The sequence below is a fragment of the Luteibacter sp. 1214 genome (assembly GCF_031455395.1).
In the GTDB taxonomy this organism is placed as follows: domain Bacteria; phylum Pseudomonadota; class Gammaproteobacteria; order Xanthomonadales; family Rhodanobacteraceae; genus Luteibacter; species Luteibacter mycovicinus.
In genome coordinates, this window is the sequence record NZ_JAVDSQ010000001.1 from 304896 (window position 1) to 326432 (window position 21537).

General features: G+C 65.8%; 20 protein-coding genes. 6 read left to right on the forward strand and 14 right to left on the reverse strand.

Going from position 1 to position 21537, the window contains the following annotated elements; translation table 11 throughout:
* Positions 1–37: 37 nt before the first annotated feature.
* From J2X57_RS01380 to J2X57_RS01390, 3 genes are all read right to left on the reverse strand, one after another.
* Positions 38–1423: a PLP-dependent aminotransferase family protein gene (locus J2X57_RS01380; RefSeq protein WP_309862880.1), complete on the reverse strand. Its 1386-nt coding sequence runs from the start codon at positions 1421–1423 to the stop codon at positions 38–40.
* A gap of 83 nt (positions 1424–1506) precedes the next feature.
* Entirely contained in the window at positions 1507–1707 is a 201-nt protein-coding gene (locus J2X57_RS01385; protein ID WP_043694084.1) for an antitoxin Xre/MbcA/ParS toxin-binding domain-containing protein, read from the reverse strand.
* A gap of 3 nt (positions 1708–1710) precedes the next feature.
* On the reverse strand, positions 1711–2484 hold the full coding sequence (locus tag J2X57_RS01390; RefSeq protein ID WP_309862884.1) for a MipA/OmpV family protein: 774 nt from the start codon (positions 2482–2484) through the stop codon (positions 1711–1713).
* Positions 2485–2621: 137 nt separating this feature from the next.
* On the opposite strand from J2X57_RS01390, the gene J2X57_RS01395 reads away from it, so the two are divergent.
* From J2X57_RS01395 to msrA, 4 genes are all read left to right on the forward strand, one after another.
* Positions 2622–3311: a response regulator transcription factor gene (locus tag J2X57_RS01395; protein ID WP_309862886.1), complete on the forward strand. Its 690-nt coding sequence runs from the start codon at positions 2622–2624 to the stop codon at positions 3309–3311.
* On the forward strand, positions 3295–4626 hold the full coding sequence (locus tag J2X57_RS01400) for a HAMP domain-containing sensor histidine kinase (protein ID WP_309862889.1): 1332 nt from the start codon (positions 3295–3297) through the stop codon (positions 4624–4626). The genes J2X57_RS01395 and J2X57_RS01400 overlap by 17 nt, the downstream gene beginning before the upstream one ends.
* Positions 4627–4738: 112 nt before the next feature.
* Positions 4739–5200, forward strand: a complete 462-nt coding sequence (gene msrB, locus J2X57_RS01405) for a peptide-methionine (R)-S-oxide reductase MsrB (RefSeq protein ID WP_036113072.1) — start codon at positions 4739–4741, stop codon at positions 5198–5200.
* Entirely contained in the window at positions 5197–5697 is a 501-nt protein-coding gene (msrA, locus tag J2X57_RS01410) for a peptide-methionine (S)-S-oxide reductase MsrA (protein WP_036113075.1), read from the forward strand. The genes msrB and msrA overlap by 4 nt, the downstream gene beginning before the upstream one ends.
* Positions 5698–5756: 59 nt before the next feature.
* Here msrA and gph read toward each other — a convergent pair whose 3' ends face one another.
* Both gph and J2X57_RS01420 read right to left on the reverse strand, forming a co-directional pair.
* The gene (gene gph / locus J2X57_RS01415) at positions 5757–6413 is read right to left on the reverse strand and encodes a phosphoglycolate phosphatase (RefSeq protein WP_043694072.1); all 657 of its coding nucleotides are present in this window, start codon (positions 6411–6413) and stop codon (positions 5757–5759) included.
* A gap of 32 nt (positions 6414–6445) precedes the next feature.
* Positions 6446–8998 carry an EAL domain-containing protein gene (locus J2X57_RS01420; RefSeq protein ID WP_309862894.1) on the reverse strand — a complete coding sequence of 851 codons (2553 nt, stop codon included), beginning with the start codon at positions 8996–8998 and terminating at the stop codon, positions 6446–6448.
* A gap of 181 nt (positions 8999–9179) precedes the next feature.
* On the opposite strand from J2X57_RS01420, the gene J2X57_RS01425 reads away from it, so the two are divergent.
* Positions 9180–9725 carry a DUF2878 domain-containing protein gene (locus J2X57_RS01425; protein WP_309862897.1) on the forward strand — a complete coding sequence of 182 codons (546 nt, stop codon included), beginning with the start codon at positions 9180–9182 and terminating at the stop codon, positions 9723–9725.
* On the opposite strand, the gene J2X57_RS01430 is transcribed toward J2X57_RS01425, so the two are convergent.
* From J2X57_RS01430 to J2X57_RS01440, 3 genes are all read right to left on the reverse strand, one after another.
* Positions 9696–10448: a hypothetical protein gene (locus J2X57_RS01430; protein ID WP_309862900.1), complete on the reverse strand. Its 753-nt coding sequence runs from the start codon at positions 10446–10448 to the stop codon at positions 9696–9698. The two genes, J2X57_RS01425 and J2X57_RS01430, sit on opposite strands and share 30 nt — an antisense overlap.
* A 153-nt stretch (positions 10449–10601) precedes the next feature.
* Positions 10602–11444, reverse strand: coding sequence for an SAM-dependent methyltransferase (locus tag J2X57_RS01435; RefSeq protein ID WP_309862903.1), 843 nt, complete (start codon positions 11442–11444; stop codon positions 10602–10604).
* A 39-nt stretch (positions 11445–11483) separates the two neighbouring features.
* Positions 11484–13193 (reverse strand): dihydroxyacetone kinase family protein, encoded by a 1710-nt coding sequence (locus J2X57_RS01440; RefSeq protein WP_309862906.1) that lies wholly within the window; start codon positions 13191–13193, stop codon positions 11484–11486.
* A gap of 112 nt (positions 13194–13305) precedes the next feature.
* Here J2X57_RS01440 and J2X57_RS01445 point away from each other — a divergent pair, with 112 nt between their 5' ends.
* On the forward strand, positions 13306–13842 hold the full coding sequence (locus tag J2X57_RS01445; RefSeq protein ID WP_036113095.1) for a YaeQ family protein: 537 nt from the start codon (positions 13306–13308) through the stop codon (positions 13840–13842).
* Between the two features lie 14 nt (positions 13843–13856).
* Here J2X57_RS01445 and J2X57_RS01450 read toward each other — a convergent pair whose 3' ends face one another.
* Genes J2X57_RS01450 through pilV form a run of 6 tightly spaced genes read right to left on the reverse strand, consistent with a single transcriptional unit; the run spans position 13857 to position 21347 of the window.
* Positions 13857–14474: a GspH/FimT family pseudopilin gene (locus J2X57_RS01450; RefSeq protein WP_051943634.1), complete on the reverse strand. Its 618-nt coding sequence runs from the start codon at positions 14472–14474 to the stop codon at positions 13857–13859.
* Positions 14474–14908 carry a type IV pilin protein gene (locus J2X57_RS01455; protein WP_036113097.1) on the reverse strand — a complete coding sequence of 145 codons (435 nt, stop codon included), beginning with the start codon at positions 14906–14908 and terminating at the stop codon, positions 14474–14476. The genes J2X57_RS01450 and J2X57_RS01455 overlap by 1 nt, the downstream gene beginning before the upstream one ends.
* 1 nt (position 14909) lies before the next feature.
* Positions 14910–18965 carry a PilC/PilY family type IV pilus protein gene (locus J2X57_RS01460; protein WP_309862912.1) on the reverse strand — a complete coding sequence of 1352 codons (4056 nt, stop codon included), beginning with the start codon at positions 18963–18965 and terminating at the stop codon, positions 14910–14912.
* Positions 18950–19537, reverse strand: coding sequence for a pilus assembly protein (locus tag J2X57_RS01465; protein WP_309862914.1), 588 nt, complete (start codon positions 19535–19537; stop codon positions 18950–18952). The genes J2X57_RS01460 and J2X57_RS01465 overlap by 16 nt, the downstream gene beginning before the upstream one ends.
* Positions 19534–20832 (reverse strand): PilW family protein, encoded by a 1299-nt coding sequence (locus tag J2X57_RS01470; RefSeq protein ID WP_309862917.1) that lies wholly within the window; start codon positions 20830–20832, stop codon positions 19534–19536. Before J2X57_RS01470 ends, J2X57_RS01465 begins: the two co-directional genes overlap by 4 nt.
* Positions 20829–21347 carry a type IV pilus modification protein PilV gene (pilV, locus tag J2X57_RS01475; protein ID WP_309862920.1) on the reverse strand — a complete coding sequence of 173 codons (519 nt, stop codon included), beginning with the start codon at positions 21345–21347 and terminating at the stop codon, positions 20829–20831. Before pilV ends, J2X57_RS01470 begins: the two co-directional genes overlap by 4 nt.
* Positions 21348–21537 lie beyond the last annotated feature (190 nt).

Below are 21537 nucleotides of genomic sequence, written 5' to 3' on the forward strand. Positions count from 1 at the left end.
TCGTCGCCAGCAGGCCGGTTCCCGCCAGGTTGAGCGCTTACACGACCAATGAGGCTTCACCCGTCTCGCCACGCTCCAGCAGCGTGGCGAGGCGATCGAGCCCTTGCTTCAGTCGCACGCGCTCCTTCACTCCTCCCAGCGACACACGAATCGCCTCGGCCGGCGGCGCATCCAGGGAAAACGCCTCGGCCGGTGTCACGGCGAGGCCGTCCAGCCGCGCCGCGGTCGTCAGCGAGCGGGCCGTCCAGCGGGCGGGCAGGGGAAGCCAGAGGTGAATACCCTGAGAGGCGATGTCGACACGGCTCAGCGCGAAGGCCGCCATGCGCTGCCTTTCACGCGCCTCGCGCCGCACGCCTTCCAGCACGGCGGTCGCGGTGCCATCGTGAATCCACTGCGTGGTCAGGGCGCTCGTCATCGGAGCAGGCATCAGGCTCACGGCGCGCAGACTGGTCAGGAAAGCGCCACGCGCCGCCGCGTCGGGCGACACCACGTAAGCCGTACGCAGCCCCGGTGTCAGCGCCTTGGATAAGGTCGCTACGTAGTAGGTGCGCTCCGGGATGTGTCGGGCGAGAGGCAGCGGAGGGTCGTCCGCGAGCGCCCAGTACGGGTCGTCCTCGATCACCTGCAGGCCGTGCATCCGCGCCACGTCGGCCAGCTGGATCCGGCGCGTCTCCGGTACCGTCCGGGCCGTTGGATTGCATAGCGTCGGATTCAGGTAGAGCACCCGCGCGTTCTCGCGCGCCGCGGCGTTTGCCAGCTCGTCCGGAAGCATCCCGTCCGCATCGCCGGCGACGGCGATCAGGCGGCGCCCCAGTTTTGCCGCCGCCGTGATCATGCCGGGATAGAGCAGCGCGTCGGTCAGAATCGCCTCGTCCGGAACGGTCAGGGCGAGGATCAGACCGGCCAGCGCCGTCTGCGCGCCGGGGCAGGTGACGATGCGTCCTTCATCCAGCTTCCCGAGCATGGGCTTCAGCCAGAGCGCGCCGGCCGCGCGGTCCGCGGCGCTGCCACCACCGGCGTGGTAGCTCATCAGCAGGTGCGCGTCCGCATGCGTCAGAACCTGATCGATACCGCGTTTCAGCAGGTCCGCCAGATCGATTCCGTCTGGCGGGGGCGGCAGATTCATGCCCAGGTCCACGACCTGTGTCGTGTCGAACCGAGGCGCCGCGACGAATGTCCCCAGCGCGCCGCGCGCGTGGAGCAGATGGCGCTCACGAGCTTCGGCATAGGCGCGGGTAACGGTGGTGAGGTCGATGCCGAGCGCACGGGCGAGCAGGCGTTGCGGCGGTAGTCGATCTCCGGGACGAAGCCTTCCCTCGGCGACCGCGCGTTCCATGAAGCGGACGACCTGCAGGTAGCGCGGTCCCTTTTCGTCCAGCACGCCGGCCCAGTCGATACCCTGCAGGGAGGTTGTCCGTGTCACCTTGCCAACCATGTAGGGAGGGAATGGTCAGGTAGTATGCGCCTCATCGGCGCGCTGGGTCATACATCGCCAACGCGCACGGCTCAGGCGCTGCGTGCGCCCGAGAGAACCGACTCTAGAAGATCGACGACCCGCTGTCCCTCGCCCACGTGCGCGAGTTCGATGGCCGTGCGGCCGTCGAACTCGCCGATAGGCGTGCGCAGCAACCACTCCCAGACGGCGCGGCGGTCGGGCTCGATGAGCCTTGCGATGTCGGCGATGCGATGAATGATGCCGTTACGCATGGCTCAGAAGACGTGGCTGAGTGAGAGGAAGAAGCTCTGGGTGTGGTCGTCGCCGACCATCGGACTATCGTTCACGGCGTCGGGCAGCACGGTGTAGCGCATGCCGGCGGCGGTAATCCACGACGGCGACAGGCGGTACATGGCCGCCAGACCCAGCCAGGGCGCCGTGCCGCTGCCGGCGCGGTACGACGCCAGGCCGCTACGTGCCGCCTCGCGTCCGCTCACGCCGTAGTAGTAGTCGTTGAGCGCCCCATTGGCGCGGGTCACGCCGAGAGTCGGGGTGAGGGTAAGCGCGCCCTTGCGGATGGGATAAGCGTAGTTCGCATCGAGCGACGTGCCGCCACCATGCCCGGTGAATTCCTTCTGCGCCGAGGCCTGCAGGACACCCCAGTCGGCCGTGTGCTTCCAGGCGATGCCACCCATGCCGGAGATATCGCGATCGGACAGGCGGCGCAGCCGCGCATCGTTGCTGTCGTCGTGACGAAAGCGGTTGGCCAGCGGCGACACCAGGACCGAGATCTCATCGTTCGGTGTCTTATACAAGCGATAGCCGAACGAGGCGCCGCGGAAGTAGAACGACTTGCCTTCGTAATTGACCAGCGGCAGTGGCCAGGCCTTGTTGTCGTAGCTGCGATACGGGCTCGGGCTCCAGGTCGCGCCGATGCCGAGCGTCCAGTGCGCCTGGCCATCGGTGGAGGATTGCGCGTGGGCCGCGGGGACGGCGACGCCGGCGAGGACAGCGACAAGGGGCAGGGAGCGGAAGCGGGGCAGCGACATGCAAGGTAACCGTGGGGACGATGTCGGGCATGGTGGCGAGCCCACATTGCCTCAACATTGCGCGTCCGGTCAGGCCTTTAGCGCGTGTTAGCATCGCCCCCCTTCATGCCCGCGGTGCGGGCCGGGCGGGGTCGCGCATGCGCATATTGCTGGTGGAAGACGAGCCGGAGATGGCCGAGGCCCTTCAGGGAGCCCTGCATCGGCACGGCATGCTGGTGGATCTGGCGGGTGACATCGCGCATGCGACGGAGGCCTTGCAGAGCAGGGTGCATGACCTGCTGCTGCTTGACCGTCAGCTCCCCGACGGCGATGGAGCCACGCTCGTGGCGAAGGCACGTGCCGTACACGTGGACCTGCCCGTGATCATGCTGACGGCGCGCGGTACGTTGACCGATCGCATTCAGGGGCTGGATCTGGGCGCCGACGATTACCTGGTCAAACCGTTCGCTATCGAAGAACTGCTCGCACGCATACGCGCCATCTCGCGCCGGCCGGCGCAGATCGCATTGCCGGTCGCTTCCATCGGCAACCTGCGTTACGACTTCGGTGCGCGGGAAGTCTTCGTCGATGGCGAGCGTCTGCGGCTGCAGCGCAGGCAGCTCCTGCTGCTCGAGGCACTGGCCTACCGGCACGGACGCACGGTGCAACGCGAGGTGCTGCAGGAGGCCGTTTACGGTTTCGACGATGCGATTCAGTCCAATGCACTGGACGCGCACGTATCCAAGCTTCGCCGCGTGCTCACCGAAGGGGGCGCACACGTGGAAATTCACGTGATTCGCGGTGTGGGCTACCTGTTGCGAGAGGTGGCGAATGCATCACCCCGGTAAGTCACTGACGAAACGGCTGGCCTGGCGCCTCAGTGTGCTGCAGACGCTGACGCTGGTGGCGACGATCGCGGCGTTGACCTGGAGCCTGATCAATGCGCGGGCGTCGTACATCGACGATGCGGTGTCGAAGACCATCCTGCGCTCACTGGTCGTCCAAGGCGGGGCGTTGCGTCTGGACGACGATCGCGACATGGCGATGCTGCTCACGAAGTCGCCCGGTCTCTGGTTCGCGGCCGCGGACGAACAGGGGCGCTACCTGGAATACGGGCATGTTCCCGGAGCGTACGCGCCCTTCGTCGCCGCGCTGCCTTCACTGGAAGCCTCGGAAATCCACAGCGGCGAACCACCTTACGTGATGACGATGCGTCTGGCGGTCGATGAGCGGGACGGGGACCGTATACACGTGATGGTGGGCGGTGTGCCTATTTCCGGGCCCGCGGTGCTCGTCGCGAGGATCGCGTTTTACCTCGGATGGCGTATCGGCCTGCCACTGGTCTTGCTGACCCTCATCGCCGTGCCCTGGATCATCCATCGTGCGATGGCAGGCGTCGGTCGGGTCGCCCGGCAGGCCGAGGACATCGATATCGCCGATCGCGGAGCGCGCCTCGAGGACGGTGCGGTACCTCGCGAACTGCAGCCTCTGGTGCGTGCCTTCAATACCGCGCTGGCCCGGCTGGCCGAAGGTTACGACGCGCGCGACCGCTTCCTGACGGATGCCGCCCACGAACTGCGCGCGCCTATCGCCATCCTCGAAGCCCGTCTGGCGGCTCTTCCGCCCGGCGATTCGAGGACGAGGCTGCTGACCGACCTTGCGCGTCTGGCGAACATCGCCGAGCAGCTACTGGATCTGCAGCGCCTTGGCCGTCAGCCCGACACCCTCGGTGTTCTGGATCTCGTCGCCCTGGCGCGTGAGGTCAGCTCGGATGTCGCGCCGCTGGTGCTCGACGCGGGATACGAACTGGCCATGGACGCACCGGATCACCCCGTGAAGATCGTCGGTGATCGCCTTTCGCTGTCGCGCGCGCTGACCAATCTGATCCAGAACGCGATCGTGCACGCAGGGGGCAGGGGACTCATTCATGTCGAGGTCCACGACGACGGTGTGCTCCAGGTGAGCGATCAGGGACCGGGTATTCCCAGGGAAGAGCGCGCGCGCGTGTTCACTCCGTTTTATCGCCTTCAGCCGAGCAGCGTCGGTACAGGCCTGGGCTTGCATCTCGTGCAGGAAATCGTGGCACGACACGGCGGCGACATCGGCGTGACGGACGCGCCCGGTGGCGGCGCGCGTTTCCGGATACGGCTGCCTTCGGCCTGACCTCCGTCAGGCCGGAGACGCCAGAGCCGGGTCTCTCCGGTGGTGCGACGACGTTGCCATTGCATCCACGCGGTCCGCCCGCATTATGTGACGAACCCTCGAGGAGGTCCCCATGTCCGACTATCGCAAGACTCCCGAAGCCCTTTCCCGGCTCACCCCCGAACAGTTTCGCGTGACCCAGCAGAGTGGCACCGAAAGGCCGTTCCAGAACGCCTTTCACGACAGCCATGAGCCCGGTATCTACGTCGATATCGTATCGGGCGAGCCGCTGTTCTCGTCGCTGGACAAATTCGACAGCGGCTGCGGCTGGCCGAGCTTCACGCGTCCGCTCGAGGACGAGCATGTCGTCGAAAACCGCGACATCAGCCACGGCATGATCCGCACGGAAGTGCGTTCGACGCATGCCGACAGTCATCTGGGTCACGTGTTCCCCGATGGCCCGCGCGACCGTGGCGGGCTCCGTTACTGCATCAATTCCGCCTCGCTGCGCTTCATCCCCGTGGCCGATCTCGAGAAAGAAGGCTATCCGGATTACGTGGCCCTGTTCGCCAACGAAAAAGGAGGTGTCGTATGACGTCACGCGCCATTCTGGCCGGCGGCTGCTTCTGGGGTATGCAGGACCTGATCCGCAAGCAGCCCGGCGTGATCGCCACGCGTGTCGGCTACTCCGGTGGCGACGTGCCCAACGCGACGTACCGCAACCACGGCACCCATGCCGAAGCCATCGAAATCGAGTTCGACCCGGCGAAGATCGACTATCGAAAGATCCTGGAGTTCTTCTTCCAGATCCACGATCCGACCACGCTGAACCGCCAGGGTAACGACCGCGGGCTGAGCTACCGGTCGGCTATTTTCTACCTGGACGACGAGCAGAAAGCCGTCGCCGAGGACACGATCGCGGACGTCAATGCATCGGGGCTATGGCCGGGCAAGGTCGTGACCGAACTCGCCCCGGCGGGGGATTTCTGGGAAGCCGAGCCGGAGCACCAGGACTATCTGGAAAAGTATCCGAGCGGTTACACCTGTCATTTCATCCGTCCGGACTGGGTACTGCCCCGACGCGCGGCCTGATGTGACCTGATCCAGGCCCGGCGCCGCCGGGCCTGGCACGCGGGCGGGGCGGGCGGCGATCAGCGCGGGCGGATGGAAAGCAGGTCGGGCATGCGATCGATCACGGCCAGTGCACCGGCTTTCTGCAGATCCAGCGACTTGCGGTAGCCGTAGCTGACCATGACCAGCGCCACACCCGCGTCATGCGCCGCCAGCATGTCGCTCTCCGAATCGCCGACCATGAGCACGTCCGACACGGCGACTTCCGCCGCTTTGGCGATATGCAGCAAGGGCACGCCGCTGGGCTTGCGCTCGGGAAGCGTGTTACCGCCGACGATGGTATCCACGTACGGCAGCATGCCGCGAACCTCGAGCAGCGGACGGACGAACTCTTCGTTCTTGTTGGTGCAGACCGCGATCTTCACGCCCTGCGCATGCAGCGCCGCCAGTGTTTCGACGACGCCGTCATAGGCGACGGCATCGAGCGCGGTCTCGGCATAGTGTTCGAGAAATCCGGGCATCACCGCGTCGATATCGGCGTCGCTCCCTGCATCGCGGAACGCGTAGGTGATCAGCTTGCGCGAGCCCTCACCGATCCACTCGGTGATGCGCGCGGTGTCGACGGTGGGCAGTTTCCAGTCGGTCAGCGTGCGGTTGACCGACTCGGCAATGTCGGCGGCGCTGTCGACCAGCGTGCCGTCCAGATCGAAGATGACCAGCGAAAAGGGAAAGGTCACAGGCTCGGGCTCCGGGCGCAAAGACCGCCATTCTACGCCCTTGCCGCCCGCCGCTCCTGCATGAAGACGATCACATCGTCGACGGACATGGGCATGGCGGCATGGAAGCCTTGCAGGTAGTCGCAGCCATGCGCGATCAACCATTCCGCCTGCGATTCGCGCTCCACGCCTTCGGCGATCACGTGCAGGCCCAGGGTATGGCCGAGCGTCAGGATGGCTTCGCAGACGGATGCCGAGCGGACTTCGGAGTCGATTTCGGCGACAAACGCGCGATCGATTTTCAGCGCATCGATAGGCAGATCGCGCAGATAGGCGAGGCTGGAGAACCCTGTACCGAAATCATCGAGGTGCACCGGTACGCCCAGTGCTTTCAGGGCATCCATCGCGCGCAGGGCCTGATCGCCGATCACGGCGCTCTCGGTGAGTTCGACCTGGATCGCTCCCGTCGGCAGATGGTAATCGGCGATGGTCTGGCGGATCGCATCGACGATGTCGTCGCGCTGCAGCTGCACGGCCGAGACGTTCACCGCAAGGGCGATGTCCGCGAAGCCCGCCTGCGCCATGGTCACGTACGCCCGTCCGACCTCGCGCAACACACGATGGCCAAGAGGAACGATCAGGCCGGTTTCCTCGCACAGCGGAATGAAGACGTCCGGTGCGACGAAGTCGCCGTCGGGCAGTGGCCAGCGGATCAGCGCTTCGAGGCTGACGATCAGGCCGTCGCGGCTGCGGATGATCGGCTGGAAGTGGACGATGAAGGTGTCCTGATCCAGGGCGTTACGGATCTGCGCCGCCATCTTCAGACGGTTGATCGATGCCGCCGCCATGGCCGCTTCGAACACGTGCCAGGTGCCCGGCGCGCCGTTACCCATCTGCGCCGCGAGGGCGGCCGCGCCCAGGACCTTCTCGGCCCGCTCGCCGTCACGCGGGTGCAAGGCAAGGCCAACCCGCGGTTCGAGGACGTGCAACATGCCATGGACGCTGACGGGCGAGGTCACCGCGCGCATCAGCGCCGCCAGCATCTCGCCACGGCGCTCATTGTTCAAAATGGCGAGGACGAAGGTTTCCGCGGGACGATGGGCCACTGCGCTGTCGGGGCCCCTGAGGGCCGCGAAGCGGTCCGCCATCACGCGGAGCACGTCCTGACCGACGGCCTGCCCGAACGTATCGCTGATCAGCTCGAGGCCGCGCAGTTGAACGAAGGCCAGTTCGTAACCGACGGAGCGGCGACGGTCGTCGTCGAGGAATTCGAGCAGGGCATCCGTGTTGTGCAGACCCGTGGTGGCGTCATGTGTGGCCCTGTGACGCAGAACACGCTCGTTACGCAACCTTTCGGTGACATCTTCGGCCACCACCAGACGCGCGGCGTGCCCGGGGAAGTCGATGTCGGAGGCGTGGACCCGTACCTGGAGCAGGCTTCCGTCCGCGCGACGGTGTGTCCAGGGATGTTTTTCGGCGGCGCGAACGTCGCGGTTCGTAACGGCGGCCTTCAGGGCACCCTCGTCGGCGGCGGGCCGGATGTCCAGCAGGGTCATGGCAAGGAATTGCGTCCGCGTGTAACCGTACGCGTCGATGGCCGCCTGGTTCACGACCAGGAAGCGCAGTGTGTCGACGTCGTAGACCCAGCAGGGCATCGGATTCTTGTCGAAGATGATGCGGAACCGGCGCTCGGCCGTTTCGATCTGTTCGACATAGCGCAGGTGGTCGCGTTCGGCGCGACCGATGCGGCGCAGGATGTACAGCAGGACGATCCAGTACAGCAGGTAGAGCGCGCCGGTGAGCGCAACCACGGGGTACCAGCTTTCGACGACAGCGGCGCTTGCCGTGCCGAATCCCACCCACAGCGGATATCGTCCCGGCGCCGCGGCGGAAATGAGACGCTCCACGCCGTCGATGCGACTGACGCGGCGGCCCAGACGGACGTCGTCCGGTGCGAACAGCATGTCGACCGGCTTGCCGGTCAGTTCGGCATTCGCACCCGTCCGGGCGACGATCACGCCGAAGCGATCGGTGATGGCGGCCACGTCCTGCGAGCCGGCGTGGAGGTTGTCCACGACGTCCTGGAATTCGGCCTGCCTGAGGCGGACGAGTACCCAGCCCCCATCTGACAGAGGCACAGCCAGCGGCATGACCCAACCGTCGTTGTGTCGTGCGAGCGGACCCGTGCGCAGGTCCGCACCGCGCGTGAGGTCGCTACTCCACTGGCGGATAGAGGGTTCCGGATCGCCGGCGCTGATCGGCTGTCCCTGCGCGTCGACCAGGACGATGCTTTCGACCTGCTCATGGCGTGCCATGACGCCCTTAAGGTTATCGGCGACCAGTGCCTGCGCCTGCGCAGGAACGGTGCTGGCTAGATCGCGGGCATTGGCCGCGACGGCCTGCATCGCGCGCTCGATGGTATGCAGGCGCGCACTGAGCAGACGCTGTGCACCGTCCGCGAGAGCCTGCGCCTGAGCATGCGCCGCCTGCACGCGGTGACGGTAATCCTGAAACAGGACGGCCGCCAGACCGATGCCGATGATCATGCCTACCGCGAAGCCGATGGACCGGACCAGCGAAGAAGTTTTCCTGAACTCGTTGATCACGGCGATGGAACGCCTATCCCCCCTGGAAATGAGGACGCTAACAGTCTCTCGGATCGCCCGCAATCATCTTCACAGATGCGGCGAAGTGTGCATTTGCCAATTTTTGGGTGTTGATGCGATGCATCCGCCGACGTTTCCATGCCGTAATGACGGGTAACGCATGATTACTTAAGAAATCCGCATGAACACGCGTGTCCTCACGTTTATCGCTTACCAGGCGCTGTGGTTCGCCGTGGTCGTCGCCGCAGGACACGACCGCGGCTGGCTTGCCTGCGCAGCATGTCTCGCGTTCGTTCTCTGGCAATCGATCGCGTCAGCCGAGCGCGCCGTCGTCTGGCGGCTTGCCGTTCTCGCGGTGTTGCTGGGCATGCTTGTGGACGGAGGTGCGACGGTGGCAGGTGTCGTGCGCTACGCGGCGAAAGATCCGATGCCCTTTCCCGGTGGGCCCCCGTGCTGGATCCTCGGGCTCTGGGCGTCGTTCGCCGTAACGCTGCCGGGACCGATGCGCTGGCTGTCCGGCCGTCCGGTGGCGGCGGCGTTGCTGGGAGCCGTCGGCGGGCCGTTGTCGTACGCGGGAGCGCAAAGGGGTTGGAGCGCGGTGACGTTTCCGGCACCTGTCTGGCAAGGATACGCGTGGCTGGCGGTTTCCTGGGCTGTCGCGATGGCGGTGCTTGCCGTCGCGCTCGCACACCTGACGTCAGGCCGGGCAGCGACCGTCAAGCGGTAATGCGAGGGCGTCTTCCCACGCGTGGGACGGGACGTCACTCTTGCGCTCGGACGGGCTGAACTCGATGCGTACGTCGAGGGGCTTTCCATGGTCGTCGCGTATCGCGCCGGGCCCTTCGTACCGCCGAAGCAATCGTGTCGCCTCGGTGTAGGTCACGCTGATCGTCGGTGCGGCAAAGCCATACCAGGCATCCAGCCTGAGATCGATCCTGCGCTCCGGCCCCTGCGCCGCGGCGGCGGTGATCTTCACGGGAAAAAACTTGCCGCGTCCCGTCATCAGGAACGGGACGGACGCTCCGCCCCGGATGACGCGATCCCAGTTGGCCCGTACGTAGGCATCGAACCCGGCATCGATGACCGCGCCGGCATCGATGCTCAATGGATGCTCACTGCGCTGGCCATCGACTTTGCGTACATAGGCGACACGCTGGCCGCCTTCGCCACGGACGCCCTCCTCGTATCCGTTGCGCGCATCTTTGAAGTCGAAGTCCGGCTGTGTCGGCGCACCAGCCGTGCTTAGCCGCTTGCGGGCGAAGGCCCTGCCATCCGGACACTGAAAGACGATGGCGTGCCGTGACGCATCTTCGATGTGGACTTCCCGATAGATAAGCGTGTCGCTGCCACGGGCGAAGGCCTCGCCCGTGTATTGCGCCATCGCGAAAGAGGGCGAAGCGGCGGCGTACGCCGAAAAGGCGATGAGTGAGAGAGCGGCTGGATGGCGCATGGGACCTCGTGGCGAAGGGGCGTCATGGAGTTCATACGTGCAGCCTCGCCGTCAGGATGCGCGTTGGTGCCGTGCAGGCATCGTGACGCGATCCCTTTCCCGGTCTACCTCGTTCGCATGCCTTGTGTGTTCCTATTCGCCTGCTACTTGCCCTTACCGGCGTGTGGCGAACACGCCGTCCAGTGCCAGCTCCGCCGTGAAGCCGGCTTTGGTCAGCCGTGTAGCGATTTCGCGTGGCACGTCACGTCCGCTGGTCAGCTTGTTGGGGCTGCCGGTGTAATGGAAGAGACGCCCGCCACGACGGAGCACGCGGGCCAGCTGGCCATAGAAGGCCTGCGAGTAGAGTTCGCCCGCGATGCCGAAGCGCGGCGGATCGTGCAGCAGGGCATCGACGGACGCATCCGCGATATGCGCGATGGCGTGCGAGATGTCCGCGTGCGTAAGAGTCAGCCGTCCTCCGGTTTCGGGCGCTTCCGGGTCGGGCGACCACGGGTTGATATTGCGCAACCAGAGCACATCCGCGTTCTTTTCGAACGAGTCGATGCGCGCGACGCCGGAATCCAGACAGCAGGCGGCGAAATAGCCGAGTCCGCCGCAGGTATCCAGCACGACCTTTCCCCGGGGTTCGACCAGGGCCACCTTCCGCCGCGCATCGTCGACCGGCGACTCTTTCGACGTCGGCAGCATCTTGATGCCATCGATTTCGAAGGTCGGCGCGCCCCATTCGGTGGGAACCAGTTTGATCAGCGAGCCCGAAAACCTCGACACCGGTTCGAAGCTTTCCCCATCCCACCAGTAAAGGGTCCGGTCCTTGAGCTTGCGAGGCCACGGGTAGACCCGTTCGCGCCAGGTCCACGTGTCCGCGGCAAGCGATACATCGTCATCGGTACGCCCCAGATCCAGCGAACCACGCCACGTGCCCGTGCCGTCCTGTCGCGCCGCGGCCCACGCCTCGACGATGGGACGCGTGAGCAGCGGACCGGAATAGTGGGACACAGGCGAACTCCAGCAACGGGCAATCGACGATTTTACCTGTCAGAACGCCGATCCGACGGCTTTCAGCCACACGGCGACCGCGTGCGCACCCGGATCGGCGTGCCCCTGCGTCCGATCGCCGAGATAGGCGGACCGGCCCAGGCGTGGCCGCATCGTCCTGGTCGCCTCCACGCCTTGCTCGGCGGCGGCGATGGCGGCGTGGACGACGGCCCTGGTCTCATCGCCCCTCGCCACGGCGGCGTCGATCGCATCGGCGGCGGGGAGCAGGGCGTCGAGCATGGTGCGGTCGCCGGCTTTGCCACCGCCCAGCGCCTGCACGGCTTCGCAGCCGGCACGGAAAGCCGCAGCCCATGCCAGGGGCGCGTCGACCTTGCCCGCCTCGGCGAGGGTCGTGGCGGCCCGCACGATGAACACGGCATAGAGCGGTCCGGACGTGCCGCCGAGCACGCGCCGCAAGGTCCCGGCAAGGGCGAGCAGGGCGCCGGCGGGATGGGCGACGTCGAGCGTGGGCAACGCATCGTCGATCGCACGGGCACCGCGCGCGAGGCTGAGGCCGATGTCACCGTCACCCACGACGGAGTCCAGTGCGGTGAGCTCGGGCTCGGCGGTTTCGAGAGCCGCTGCCACGGCGCGCAGGCTGGCGGTGAAGCGATCCGCCTGGCTTGCGTAGGCCCACGCCGGGCCTGCGGCGTCCGCTGCCTTCTCCGTGGGAGCGACCGCAACGATCGACGGACGCGTCGTCGGCCGCAAGGGCGCATGCCAGGCCGCGGCGGCGGCGGGTGCCAGCAGGCGCCCGAGGCGGTGTTCGTCGAGCTTGAGCAGGCTGAGCGAGCAGCCGGGCATTTCCAGTGCGGTGAGATAGGTACCGACCAGCGCCGCGGATACTTCCACGCCGAGGTCGGCGAGCCGCGTCAGTGCGTGGCGCGCAACGATGTCGAGCTCCTGCACGGCGGTGCCGCCCAGGTTGTTGACCAGCAGCGCCACACGGTCCCCGCCACCGATGGCGCCGCGCGACAGCAGGCGCTCGATGAGCCGATCCAGCATCTCGTCGGCCCGCGCGATGGGGCCGCGCTGTGCGCCGCGTTCGCCGTGGATACCTAAGCCGTATTCCACTTCGGTCTCGCCCAGTTCGAACCCTGGCTTACCGGCGGCCGGTACCGTACACGACCCCAGACCCAGTCCCATGCTGACGACCGCGTCGATGGCGGCCTGTGCCTCGTCCCTGACCCCGGCGAGGATCAGCCCGGCCTCGGCGGCGGCGCCGGCCACCTTGTGCACGAGGACGGTGCCGGCGATACCCCGGCGACCGACGGCATGGTCGTCATCGAGAGCGACGTCGTCAGCGACGACCACCACCTCCACCGCGATGCCCGCCGCGCGTGCGAGCTCCGCGGCGAGGCCGAAGTTGAGCCGGTCGCCGGTGTAATTCTTGACGATGAGCAGGACGCCGGCGGGACCGGCTACGGCGTGAATCGCCGCAAGGACGGCATCCACGCTGGGCGAGGTGAACACCTCGCCGACCACTGCGGCGGTGAGCATGCCGGCGCCGACGTAACCGGCATGCGCGGGCTCGTGACCCGCGCCACCGCCGGAGATGAGCGCGACCTTTCCGGCAGCGGCGTGCGCGGCGTGGTCGGCGCGCAGTACGACATTCTCGCCCTCGATGCGAGCCAGTCGTACGTCGCCGAGGACGAGTCCTTCGATCATCTCGTCGACGACCTTCAACGGATCATTGATCAGCTTCTTCACGCAGCGCTCCTCGTGGATTCGATGGTGGGCGGATGCAGGCATAGTCTCACCATACGTCCGGTTACAAAAATGCGTGTAGGCTTGTCGGCTACTTTGCCCGCGAAGCTATCTCATGGCTCTCAAATCCACGGTCTTCAAGGCTGACCTGCAGGTCAGCGACATGGACCGGCATTATTACCAGGGCCATGCCCTGACCATCGCCCAGCATCCGTCGGAAACCGACGAGCGCATGATGGTCCGCGTCCTGGCCTTCGCGCTCAATGCGGACGATGCTCTCGTTTTCGGGAAGGGCATCAGCTCGGAAGACGAGCCGGATCTCTGGCGCAAGGAGCTGACCGGCGAGGTCGATCTGTGGATCGAGATCGGCCAGCCGGACGAGCAGCGCATCCGCCGTGCCGCCGGCCGGGCCAATCGCGTCGTCATCTATAGCTACAGCGGACGCAGCGCCGAAGTGTGGTGGAAGAAGACCGCCGCCGCCGTGGCGCGCACCCGGAACGTTTCCGTCATCGACGTGGCCCCCGCCACGGTGGAGGCGCTCGCCGCGCTGACCCAGCGCACGATGCAGATCCAGTTCATGGTGCAGGACGGTCAGGCCCAGGTGATCAGCGGCGAGTCGGTCGTGCCGGTCGAGCTGACGACGCTGGCCTGAGCCTCCGCGCGAGATCAGGGCACGCACTTGTCCGTGCTATTCAGCTTGGTCGACGCGATGCCGCCAAACGGGCTGATGCCGATACGCGACCCGGGCAGGCGTGTGGTGTTCACGCCAAGCCCCGTCGTCGTGGCGACACCGGCACACAGAACGAAGGCCATCGGCTGGCTTGGACTGGTGCGCGTCGACACGGGCGCGAGCTGACCCTGCTGTCCGAAGGTCACGACCGATCCGTCCACGGCGCGTGCCGAGACGTCATTCAAGGCGCCACCGACGCGAAGGATCTGCATCCCCGCCGATACACTTGCCGAGTAGACATCGCTCGCCTTCGTCGTCGCCACGGGATGCACGTACACGAGCCATCCCGTTTCATAGGTGCTCGCGCCGGAGCAGGTCGCGCCGTCGGTACTCGCGCATATCGACACATAGGTCGCGCGCAGCACGGCTTCCGTCCGCGCGTACTGGACCGCCGCCTGCAGGTTGTCGACCGAGGTCCGGAGCCGGTGGCGCTGCAAGGTCGTGCGGAATGACGGCACGGCGACGGCCGCGAGGATGCCGGCCACGATGATGGCGATCATCAGCTCCAGCAGGCTGAACCCACGAGCGCCGCCCGCGGACGGACGCGCACGCATTACCAGCAGGTTCCGTTGCTGGTCGGGCCGGTCGGGGACTTCACGCCCGTGTCGGTCACGGACAACGTCGTACAGACGTCGCGCGCCTGAGCCGCACCGGGCACCGGCGTCGCGGTCGCGTTATACGCTTGCGCATCGAGCGAGTTCACCGCGCTTACGGTGACGACCGCCGTGTAGTACCCGCTCTCCGACGTCGCCGTCGTCGTGGCCGCGTAGCCGATGGTGGCGAGGTCGGCATAGACGTTGTGCAGGGCGTAATACCGTTCCTCGGCATTGGCGATGGCCATGAGTAACTTCTGTCCGTCGGCGCGACGCGCCCGGAAGCCGTACTTGGTGTACGCCGGAAAAGCGATGGCGGCCAGTATCGCCATCACGACCAGCACGATCATCAGTTCGACAAGGGTGAAGCCGCGGCGTCGGTCGGGTGCGTGCATATCAGTTCTCACTGTTCAGGACGCGCCACGAGCGACGCCGCGCGGTCGGAATGCTGTTGGCGGCCGTCGCGCCCGAGGCGAGGACCTGGCCAGGCAGGTAGGACATGCCGCCGCTCAGGCTGGCCGCGGAGTAAAGCGCGCCCGAGCTGGCGGCGCCGCTGACACGTGCACCGGCCAGTGAGTAGCCCGCACTGAAGGTCGTCGCGGCGCCGATGGAAACGCCGAAGGCGGCGCCGCCGGTCGTGCCGTCGAGCGCGATGACCGAGCCGGAGCCGGAGGTCGTGCATGGGTCGCTCGCTGCCGGAATGAGCGTGCTGAAGGACACCGTGTTATTGCTGGAATCGAGGGCCGGCGTGACCACCACGCGCTCCCCGGCGGTCGCATCCAGCGGCAGATACCAGCCGGACCGGGTCGCCGCCACGGCGTTGTTCGTGACGCCGATCGCATTGGCCGAATTGACCGTCATGGATTGCCTGACGAGGTTGCCGCCAGCGACCGTGACCGGCGACGCCACGGCGGTGCCCGGATCGCGTATGCCGTAGAGCGCCTGCGTGGTGGTGTCCGCGGTATCCGCCGTGCTCAGGTAGCGCCCGGTACCGAATATCACCAGAAAGGCGGCGGACGTCGGATCGGCCAGGAGGCGCGGCGATGTCGTGATCGACTGGGCGTTGGCGGTCGCGGGCTTGAACAGCAGGCTCACGCCCTGTGAGGGGGCCGTTGCCGCCAGGGTGGTCGCCGACAGGTCGATGCGCCAGACGTTTCCGTCGAGGTCGCCGGCGAACGCGACATCGGCAACCTGGTCGCCGTCGTAGTCACCCACCGCGGGTGTGCTGAGGCCGTGACTCGACGTGGCCCCGGTACCGGAAGGGGTACGGATCTCCTTGAGCAGCGTGCCGGTCTGGGCGTCGAGAACGAACAGCGAACTGTAGGTGTTGCTTGCGGCCGCGGCGGTGCTGCCGTCCGGGAAGTAGCCGCCGGGTACCAGCACGACCCAGCGCCCGACGGTGCTGTTGCTGTCGCCGTTGTTGAAAGCGACGCGTGTGATGACCGGCGTGCCGAAGGTATAGCCGAGGTTCGCAGGGGTTCCGACCGTCGATACGCTGTCGCTGTTGAATTCCCAGAGGATCTTCGACGCTACGGCGGTACTCGTGTTGAGCGTGGCCGCCGATGGATCGGTCACGTCGATGCCATAGACGCCACGTCCACCCAGTCTCAGCGCGCCGACCAGCAGCGTGTGCCATCCCGCGGTGGTCTTGTTCGCGGTGTTGGCGGCGTTGAAGAAGACGTCGCCCGTCACGAGGCTTCCGTCGACGGTGGGAGTGAAGCTGAAGTTGGTCAGACGCGTCTGGGCGGGGAGGTTGGCATAGACGCTGGCCGGGATGTACCCCCAGATCTCGCGACCCGGAATGGCGTTCGCATCGGTGCTGAGCCGGGCATCGAAGGCATGCAGCATGCCGTCATTGGCACCGACATACACGGTCGCCGGGCGCGCCGCCCACTTCGCCAGGAAGGCGGAATAGCTGGTGGTCTGGTCCGTCTTGAGCGCCAGCGCCTCCGGCGAATTGGCGGGGAACGCATCGCTGTACGCGCCGTTGGGTGCGCCGACATACGTCGGCTGGGAACCGAACACCGCCCCGAGCAGGGACGTGCGCGAACGGAAGGTGGTGCCCTGGAGCGTCCGGACACCGGAAAGCCAGTCGACACGTTTGGCGCCCAGCCCATCGGTCGTGGCCGCGGACCCCGTCCCGTCGGAGGAGTCGAGGATCGCCTTTTGAGCGGCACTCAGCGTCGTGTAGGCGAAGGTGATGCCGGTGCCCGTGCCAGGCCCGGTCGCGGTAGCGATGAAGCGCGGGTCGCTGCTGAGATCGCGGGCGTTGAGGATGTCGCCCGCCGACCAGAGTGCGTCGCCGACACTGCCGTTGGCGTTCAGCAGACTCGCGGTGAGCGATCCGCTCCAGTCGGTCGTGTTGTAGCCGGCGGCGTAGGCGACCGCGCCCGTGGTCAGCACGTTGCTGCTGAGGCTGAGCGTGAGTGAGCTGGAGCTGCTGGCGATCACCGAGGACAGGATGGTGGTCAGGCTGCTGACGAGCGACGTGGGATCCGCAGCGCTGAAATAGCCGCCGCGACTGTTCACCGCGGCATGCCAGGTGTCGTCGATATTGCTCGCTCCGCCGCCCGTCGTCGGTATCGGCCACTGTTTGCCGCCCGCGCGCAACGCCGCGTAGTCGCCCGGATAGGCCAGCGTGCCGGAGATGCCCATGGTGACCATGTATTGCGACATGTGCTGCCAGCTTGCCGGGTCGTTGGACGGATTGAAGTACACCTCGCTGTTGCTGCCGGGGTTGGTGGAGCTGACGGTCGACGTGGCGCCGGTGACACCGGTCGTCAGGTCCGAGTAATAGGGCGGCACGATGTTCCTGAGGTCGGTTCGCAGATCCGTCGCCCAGTAATAAAAGGCGATATCCGCGAGGGATGGACTGGTCGTCCCCGCCTCGTTCCAGAAGATCCTGGACGTCTTGTCCGATGTCGAATAAGCGACTTTGTCAGGCAGCGTGGTCGAGACGGCGTCGGACCCGGCCGCCGCCGGGCTGTCGCCGTTCCAGTAGCCATCGGTGACCAGCATGTTGAAGTTCTTCCGGCAGGCAAGCTCGCCGGGATTGCTCGTGCTGCCGTTCCAGTACGGGTCCAGCGCTCCGGCCGATGTGGCGAGGCTGCGCTTGTAGAAGTCGCCGGCGACCTGCGTCGCGACGCGGGTCGGGGTTCCGCCGCTGGCCGGCACGCCGTAGATCCAGTTCATGAACTGGCTGCGCCAGCACGGGTCGCTGGTACTGGACGTCAGGCAGCTCGAACCGGTCGAGTTGGCCAGTTCGAGAATCTTGCTGGTCGACACCAGCGGCCCGTACGACTGACCGCTGTACGAGCCGGACGCGTTATAGGTGCTCGAACCCGACTGACTCTGCAGTGTCTGCCATGCGACGCGCACCGAACCATCGGCCATGCTGCCGAACACGCGTCCGATCGCCGCACGGGCGTTGAGGTTGCGCGACCGGTAGTAGCTGTACCAGACGGCGAAATTCTGCTGAATGGTGGCCGACTCGTTCGCCACCAGGTGGTAGACGCAGGTGCTTTCATCCGTGGGCGATGTGCAGACGTAGTAGAAACCGCCCGTATCGGTCGTCGTGGTCGTCGTCGTGGTCGTCGTGGTGGTGGTTACCGTCGTGACGATGGTGCAGGTAGTGATACTGAGCCGGATCCCGCCCACGCCGATGCTGATCACGGTGTTGCAGGTCCACACGCTGACGCTCGTGGGGCTGTTCACCACCGTTTTGACGCCGGTGAAACCGCTGAACGTGCCGCAGTTTCCGAGGATCAAGGTGGTGCAGGTCGTCGTCGTGACGCTGGTCGAGGTATCGCTCGTCGTCGTGCTGGTCGTCGTCTTCCCACGCACGACCTCCGGAATATCCATCTGCTGGCAGGCGTTGACGGGATTTCCGCGCGGGTTGGTGGTGGTGTAGAACCACGTCGTCAGCTCATTGGCGTTGCGCGCGCAAGGAGCGTTGCCGGCCAGGGTATTCGAGAGAAACCCGGCGTAGAAATTCTTCGAAAGGTCGACCACGATCGGGTCGAGGTAACCGCTGTTGTTGGGCGACCAGCACTTTTTCGTCAACGTGTTCGCGCAATAGCCGTCGCGCCAGGCCGCCTTGTACGTCGGCGTGCCCAGAGGAACACCATTGGCATCGGGCGGTACCACATAGGTCACCGTCGGATCGAAGTAAATCGGATTGCCCTTGGCCGAGTAGTAGTACTTCTTGTCGTAGTAACCGTCCATCGCATCGGGGATCGACGTGGCGTTCATCGAGCCGGAATCGTCGAAGGTCACGACGATGTTGGGTGCGACCCTCGAGGTGACGCTGGGCGGCGTCTTGCTCACCGTCACCGTACCCGCGATCACGCTCGGCACCCACGCCATCCACACCAGCGCGACCAGCAGGAGGGCGGCCCATGCGATGGATGGCTTCTCTTTCATCATCGGCTGGGGCCTCAGGTCAGGGTGCATGTGACGAGGTTCGGCGTGACGAAGGTGGTCTCGACGACGCGGATCGTGTTGGGACTGCTCCCGGTGGCGCGCGCGGTAATCCGGTACAGATAGAACTTCGCCGTCGCCGATCCGCTCGATCCGGCCTCTTTGGCGGCGCTGGTTCCGTTACCCGGGGCGAGGTCCTGACCGAGGAATTCGACGACATACCAGGGGTTGCGCGCCATGACGGCGGTCGACAACGCGGCGTCACTGCTCTTCTTCGTGTAATCGATGGTCACGCCGGCGCCCTTGTATTCGGTGGCGCCGTCGACCATCCAGACCGATGACTGCCGGAATGCCGTGACCTTCGCGCTGATCGTGGAAGGGTTGCTGGAGTTGTAGCAGGCGACGGCGGTGTTACCGCTGAAGAGGTTCCATTCGACGCCGCGCAAGGCGTTCTCGGCGGACCACTCCGCCTGTTGCGCGTTGCGCATCGCTCCGGCCATGCGCTCCTGCAACAATGAGCGACTGGATGTGCTGATCGCCACGATGGTCAGGATGAGCAGAAAGATCATCGCCAGGACGAGCACGGCACCGCGCTGCCGGTTCATGGGTTGTAGTTCCGGATCGACACCACGGCGGTGAACTCCCGCCGCAGCATGTGATTGTCGAAACCCTGCTGGCTGGGCATCACCGCTCGCTTCGTATCGTCGGGCGACGAGAGTCCGGTAACCGCGCTGTCTCCGTAGTACTGGTACTGGAGGTCGGTCGGGGTCAGCGTATACAGCGGGAGCTGTCCGTCCATCAGAATGTGAACCTCGATGCTCTGTACGGACCGCCACATGCAGCCGGGATCGGTCCCGGAAACGGTCACCGTCGATGACGCGCACGCCGTCGAGCTGTCGATCTCCGCCGCGGTGCGATAGCTGGTGTTGCCTGAGCCGTCCATCACCCCGTAGAGGAAATCGAGCCGTTCCACGCCGCGTACCACTTCGGCGCTCACCCCGTTGACCCGCTTCATCAGTGCACCGGTCTTGTGCCCGTTGTTGTCGTCCACGACCTGCAGAAAGTACGAAACGGTCTGGAAGTCCCGGTTGAAATCGAACAGTTTCGGTGTGACGCCGGACGGCCGGGCGGGAGCGCTGTAGTTGGTCGATGGCGTAAACGTCGCGGCCGACAGGGTAGCGGCGAAAACCTGGGCCGAATTGCAGTCGGCAAGCATGAGCAGGTCGCCGGTGGCATAGGCGGATAGCGGCGGCTCGCCTGTCTGAGGAACCACGGTGATACCGGCGACCGAGCTTCCGCTCAGCGTCAGCTTGCTCGTGGTGCCATCGAGCGCCCAGCCTCGTGCGCCGTCCAGGTAACGCAAGGTGATGACGCCGGTGCCAGGCACGCGGTTACCGACGGTCGTGCCCTGCTGAGGAATACCTTTGCCTGCCGGGTCTGCCGGATCTTGTGGCGTACACGCGGAGACGGTGCAGTCGTACCCTCGCAAGGCGAGGAAGGATGGCATCGCGAATGACGCGACAGGCGCGACGGGATACGTGTTGGTGCCGCTCGTCGAGCCCCAGGTCGTCGTGTTGTCGCTGATGGCGGCCTGGAAGACGGCGCCGGACACGAGTACCTGAGGCGCTCGCAGGTAACGGTCCAGTGACACGACTCCGTTCGACAAGGGAGCGGACTGACCGCCGACGTTCGAGCAGTACTGCGCGTTCGTCATGCGCAGGTCGGTCGTCAGCGCGGTCATCGCGAAGCGTCCTTCCTCCTGCAGTTTTGCCAGCTGGGTCTGCGTGACCGTGCTGCCGGTGGTCGTGAGAACGACGCTGACGATGCCGCCCGCCACGACGAGGCCGAGCACCATGGCGACCATGAGTTCGACGAGGGAGAAACCGAAGGAGCGGTTCATGGCTGGAAATTCCAGACATAGACCCTCGGAGCGGCATCCTGATGCTTACTGTCGCCGGCACCGCGCTCCGTCCAGCTGATCCGCATGACGCAGTTACCGGCGTACGGCGGGCGTACCTGGAGCTGCGTCGCATTCGCCGTGGTGCCATTGCTGCAGGCTATCGATGCACTGGCGTTGGGCAGGAACGTCCGGAGCTGCGAACTCCAGATGTACTGGTCGCGCAGCGCGAGTTTGGCCGGCGTGCATGCAAGGTCGGCCGTGCATGCCTGCGATCCGCTTAGCGGATACGCCGCCGAGTTGTAACCGCCGGCCCAGACCCCGAGCGGATTAGCGCGCATGCGGTCGGCCATGCTCATCGCGATGAATTCAGCCTGGGTCCGCTGGTACCCGACCTGATTCGAGCGAAACGAGGCGATGAGGAGACTGGAAAGTCCGAGAAGGCCGACCGTGAAAACCAGGACCGCCATCAAGACCTCAATCAGAGACACACCTCTGACATGTCTTGCCGAAGCCATATGAAACCTTGAAAAGCAGAAGTGCGATTCAGGTATAGGCTGTGCACGCGCGTCGCTTTACGTCTATTCGGTAGAAGCTAGGCCTTTACGGCAAAACATCCCACGGCATCGCTTCACCTCGAGTGGTTGCCATGCGCTTTTGCTGTCACTTTCACGAATGTGGACAACGTGCGAACGCTCCGTTGCAACC

What these genes read in the sequence shown, in the direction of transcription:
- J2X57_RS01465 (WP_309862914.1), bottom strand. Translation starts at nt 19,537, where the DNA reads ATGAACCGGCAGCGCGGTGCCGTGCTCGTCCTGGCGATGATCTTTCTG.
- J2X57_RS01425 (WP_309862897.1), top strand. Translation starts at nt 9,180, where the DNA reads ATGAACACGCGTGTCCTCACGTTTATCGCTTACCAGGCGCTGTGGTTC.
- J2X57_RS01445 (WP_036113095.1), top strand. Translation starts at nt 13,306, where the DNA reads ATGGCTCTCAAATCCACGGTCTTCAAGGCTGACCTGCAGGTCAGCGAC.
- J2X57_RS01430 (WP_309862900.1), bottom strand. Translation starts at nt 10,448, where the DNA reads ATGCGCCATCCAGCCGCTCTCTCACTCATCGCCTTTTCGGCGTACGCC.
- J2X57_RS01450 (WP_051943634.1), bottom strand. Translation starts at nt 14,474, where the DNA reads ATGCGTGCGCGTCCGTCCGCGGGCGGCGCTCGTGGGTTCAGCCTGCTG.
- msrB (WP_036113072.1), top strand. Translation starts at nt 4,739, where the DNA reads ATGTCCGACTATCGCAAGACTCCCGAAGCCCTTTCCCGGCTCACCCCC.
- J2X57_RS01460 (WP_309862912.1), bottom strand. Translation starts at nt 18,965, where the DNA reads ATGCACCCTGACCTGAGGCCCCAGCCGATGATGAAAGAGAAGCCATCC.
- J2X57_RS01385 (WP_043694084.1), bottom strand. Translation starts at nt 1,707, where the DNA reads ATGCGTAACGGCATCATTCATCGCATCGCCGACATCGCAAGGCTCATC.
- J2X57_RS01390 (WP_309862884.1), bottom strand. Translation starts at nt 2,484, where the DNA reads ATGTCGCTGCCCCGCTTCCGCTCCCTGCCCCTTGTCGCTGTCCTCGCC.
- J2X57_RS01470 (WP_309862917.1), bottom strand. Translation starts at nt 20,832, where the DNA reads ATGAACCGCTCCTTCGGTTTCTCCCTCGTCGAACTCATGGTCGCCATG.
- pilV (WP_309862920.1), bottom strand. Translation starts at nt 21,347, where the DNA reads ATGGCTTCGGCAAGACATGTCAGAGGTGTGTCTCTGATTGAGGTCTTG.
- J2X57_RS01455 (WP_036113097.1), bottom strand. Translation starts at nt 14,908, where the DNA reads ATGCACGCACCCGACCGACGCCGCGGCTTCACCCTTGTCGAACTGATG.
- J2X57_RS01395 (WP_309862886.1), top strand. Translation starts at nt 2,622, where the DNA reads ATGCGCATATTGCTGGTGGAAGACGAGCCGGAGATGGCCGAGGCCCTT.
- J2X57_RS01400 (WP_309862889.1), top strand. Translation starts at nt 3,295, where the DNA reads ATGCATCACCCCGGTAAGTCACTGACGAAACGGCTGGCCTGGCGCCTC.
- msrA (WP_036113075.1), top strand. Translation starts at nt 5,197, where the DNA reads ATGACGTCACGCGCCATTCTGGCCGGCGGCTGCTTCTGGGGTATGCAG.